The following is a 4,154-nucleotide window of genomic DNA, read 5'->3' as shown; positions in this document are numbered from 1 at the left end:
GGCCACGTGCGTCTCCCAATTCTCGTGCCACGACATCTCTTCGGCCAGGTGCTCGCGGAACGCCGCGGAGTCGGCGAAATAGAAGTCGAACTTCAACAGATCGCGCAGGCGCATCGCCTGAGACCAAAACGCCTCCAGGCGATCGGTTTCCGCGCGTCCCGCGTACGCGAGTGCCAACTCGACGATGGAGGTCTCGAGGAACGCATCGATGAGCGTGTTGCGGTAGAACGCCGCCTCGTGCTCGTCCTCCGGCGCGATCCGCCAGACCGGCTCGCGCCCGTCGCCGACGCATGTGACGGGATGGCGGTTCGACAGCGCATCCAGCGCGGCGCGGACACCGTCAGTGGTGCGCAGCCGCAACGCGCTGTTGGTCATCGGAGTCTGCTTGCGCTCCAGATAGTCAAGCGAATCCTGCAGCGTGTGGTGCAGCTGATCCAGGGTGAGCGCGACCCCACGGGCGGTCAGCAGCAGCGCCGAAACCAGCGCCGTCGCATTGACGGGCGTGACTCGCAGGATCCGCCATGCCACCTCGAAGGCCATCTTTTGCAGCGCAAGGCGTTTGGCGGCGTCGTCGGTGGTCATCGGGCCGTGCGGCTCACCGAGGTATTCGCGCATTGAGACCGCTTCGGGGAACCGGACGTAGATCTTGCCGTAGTTGCGTTCGCCCTGAGCCTTGATGAAGTTGTACATCCACGACAGGCCCTCTGGCGTCTTCTCGCCGCCGCGCGCGTATGCCGCGTATTCGGCAGTCTCGTGCAACTGGTCGAAGCTGATCGACACCCCCTGCAGGAGGATGTCGTCACTGCGGCCGTCGAGATACGCGTCGGCGACGTACGCGAGCAGACCGAGCTTGGGCGGCAACATCTTTCCGGTGCGCGAGCGCGTGCCCTCGATCGACCAGCTGAGGTTGAACCGCTTCTGGACGATGTAACCGACGAACTGCCGCAGCACGTACTTGTACAGCGGATCGTCGAGCTTGCGGCGGATGAAGATGACGCCGGAGTGGCGCATCAACGGCCCCATGAACCCGAACGACAAGTTGATGCCCGCGAAGGTGTGCACCGGCGGTAAGCGGTTCTCCTGCATCGCAACCGGCACGATCACGCCGTCGAGGTAGGACCGGTGCGAGAACAGCAGCACCGCTGGGTGGTTTTCCAGGTTGCGACGCATCACCTCGATCTCGGCGCGGTCGTAGTCGATGTTGGGATCGAACCCTCGGCTGAAGATCGCGCGGCCCAACGAAGGCATCAGGTCGACGGAAAACCGGCTCCATCCGGTGGACAGCTCGTCGAGCATCTCCCCGGCCTTCTCCACCGACGAGCCTGGAATCCGTTCGAGGCCTTCGCGAAAGCGTGCCGACGCCAGCAGTTCGGGTTTGATCAGCCGCGGCGACTTGTACTCCGGCCCGAGCAGGCGCAGCTCGACGCGTTCGATCGCCAAGATGGCGCGCCGGATGACGAACCGCGCGAATTCCCTCGGGTTTTCGGCGAGCGTCGTGTCCGCCCATTGCTGCCGAAGTTCTGACACCTTCGCGGGCTCACCGGCGACAACCCGAGCGCGAGACGGATCTTTACGCAGGATGCGACGCTGCAACATCTCCGGCGGCCGGTACGTGTCGCGCCCGGACAGCAACGCGACCACCTTTGAGCGCGTGGGCAGGCCGCCGGGTACCCAGAACACCCGCACGGGCACGACGGACCGATCCTCGTCGGCCTCCAGTTCCTGCACGAGTTGGGCGAGCACGCTTGGCGGTGGGTCGTCTGCAGGCAACCGCAGAACCTCGACCTTGGAGTCGGGATGGTCACGGCGCTGGCGTTCCAGCCAGTCGTTGAGCAGCTCCTGTTCGGCAGGCGATGACACCGACGCCAAGACCAGCGCGTCGTCGGTCGTGGTGAACGTTGCGAATTCGTGGGCGGGGACTTTCACGGGCGGCCCTTCGCCCCAGCCTGTTTCGTCGCCCTTTGGGGTGTCGCTTTCTCGGCCTTCTTGGCCGTCGCCTTCTTCGCAGTCGCCTTCTTCACAGTGGCCTTGTTCGCAGGGGCCTTCTTCGCGGTGGCCTTCTTCGCTGGGGCTTTCTTGGCGGGGGCCTTCTTGCGCTTGTAAAGCTCGGGTGTGGGCAGCTCGTCGTGCGGCCAGTTCACGAGCGTGTCGAGGTAGAGCTGGCGCACCTCGGCTATGCGGTCGGCCAGGTTCTCTTGCGTCCAGTCGTCGATGGGGATAGGCGGATACACCACGACATCCACGGTGCCGGGGTTGAAGGTGCTCGAATCGCGCGCGGCGATGACCTCGGCGTTGCGAATCACGATCGGCACGATGGGAATTCCGGCCGACATCGCGATGCGGAACGGCCCCTTCTTGAACGGGCCGACCTCGGTGGTGTCCAGCCGCGTGCCCTCCGGCGCGATCAGGATGGAAAGACCCTTGCGCGCCAGCTCTTCGACCTTCTTCAGTCCCTCGACGGCCTTCTTCGGATCGTCGCGGTCGATGAAGGCCGCGTCCATGATCTTGCCCATCGTGCCGACGATCGGGTCCTTCTCCAGTTCCTTCTTGCCGACCGAGGTGAAGTTGGTTTCGACCAATGTCCCGGCGATCATCGGATCGGCCTGGTTGCGGTGGTTGAAGATGAAGACGGCAGGTCGCTGCGCGGTCAAGTTCTCCTTGCCGAGCACGTTGAGGTTGATCCCGGTGAGCGTCAACAAGGTGCGGCCGAAGGTCGACGTGAAGAAGTTGACGCCGGTGCGCCTATTGCGGGTCAGCAACCCCAGACCGAGCGCGCCGGCGGCAATCGGTGCCATGGAGGCGATTCCCGCGACCGTTCGCAATTGCGAGACCGGATTGCTTCCGCTGCGGCTGGTGAATCGCAGCACCGGCCAGCCGCGTTTGGCGGCCACCGCAGCGAGCTTGCCCGCCGGGTTGGTCGGTCTCGGGTTGCCGACGAGGTACATCAGCGCGACGTCCTCGTCCCCGTCGGCGTAGAAGTAGCTCTTCGAGAGGTCCACACCGTTCTTGGCGGCGAAAGCCTGTACCGCCCTGGCCTTTCCGGGACCCCAGATGATGGGTGTGAGCACCTCACCGGTGAGCCTGCCGTCGTCGTCGGTCTCGAACTTGTTGCTCAACACGTTCTCGATGCCTAGAAAGCGAGCAACCGGTTCCACCTGCACCGTCAACGCCGAGGAGCTGAGCACGACGGTGTGACCGCGGGCCATGTGAGCGCGCACGAGCTCGCGCATCTCGGGATAGATGCGGCTGACGATCTTCTGCACGAAGAGCCGCTCGGCGAGTTCGTCGATATCGTCGAGCGAGCTGCCGCGCAGCATTCGGGCGCCCTTGCCGATGAGGTCTTCGAACTCCGACCGGCCGAGCTGATGGTTGAGGCCGGCCTGCACCATTCCGATGAACTCGCCGACGGACATCTGGCGCCGACGCAACCGGTCCTGCGTCATGATCACGCCGGTGAACCCGGCGACGAGGGTGCCGTCGAGGTCGAAGAACGCACCGATCTCAGGTCCTGGCGGGCTGCCCTCGATCTCGGCGACCGATCCCGGCAGCCGCATGGTTCGCGGATTGGATTGTCGTGAAGCTTGTCCGTTGCCCGAAGTCATTGCGCCGCACTTCCATTCGGTGACACTGGGGTGGGTTCCGCCGCCTCGATGGTGAACGATGCCGGTGCCGCTCGACCGTCGCCACCCAGGGCGAGCACCTCGTCGAACCCGGACACCAGGCAGCGCGCCCACAGATCGGAGTCGATGATGGCGGCGCGGTCATAGCGTGTGGTGATCGTGCAGTAGCCCGCACGGGAAATCAGTACCACCATCATCGCCACACCCGGTAACGGGCCAATACCGTACTGCCGCAAGATCTTCGCTCCGGCTATGAACGTGTCGCCCGCGTATACCGGCACGTTGCTGGCCTGCACATCGGAGTTGACGATCGATCCGGCCATCGACTCGAGCACGCCATCGGGAAGCAGGCTGAGCACCGGCGCGATGGCTCCGACCATGTCGATGGCGCGCTCCTCACGCTTGCGAGTCATTTGGGAGCGGATGTTCTTGACGCGCACTTCTGGATCGGTCAGGCCGATCGGCGCTGCGAGATTGACGCCGGCGAATCGGTTGCCGCCTGCGGGGTCGGCCTCCGATCGCAGGTTGACCGGG

Annotated in this window: 3 protein-coding genes; all 3 read right to left on the bottom strand. The window is 64.7% G+C overall.

Annotated elements, in window-relative coordinates; genetic code table 11:
* Positions 1-1,926, bottom strand: a 1,926-nt coding sequence (locus tag VFH65_RS04735; protein WP_353319995.1) for a glycerol-3-phosphate 1-O-acyltransferase, incomplete at its 3' end; no start/stop codon positions are given.
* Positions 1,923-3,602, bottom strand: a complete 1,680-nt coding sequence (locus VFH65_RS04730) for an HAD-IB family hydrolase/lysophospholipid acyltransferase family protein (RefSeq protein ID WP_353319994.1) — start codon at positions 3,600-3,602, stop codon at positions 1,923-1,925. The genes VFH65_RS04730 and VFH65_RS04735, both read right to left, overlap by 4 nt.
* Positions 3,599-4,154 (bottom strand): WS/DGAT domain-containing protein (locus tag VFH65_RS04725; RefSeq protein ID WP_353319993.1); only part of this gene is annotated, 556 nt, incomplete at its 5' end. The genes VFH65_RS04730 and VFH65_RS04725, both read right to left, overlap by 4 nt.

The sequence above is a fragment of the Mycobacterium sp. genome, from assembly GCF_035697385.1.
Lineage (GTDB): Bacteria > Actinomycetota > Actinomycetes > Mycobacteriales > Mycobacteriaceae > Mycobacterium.
The sequence above is the reverse complement of the archived record's forward strand: the minus strand, read 5'-3'. Positions and strand labels throughout refer to the sequence as shown.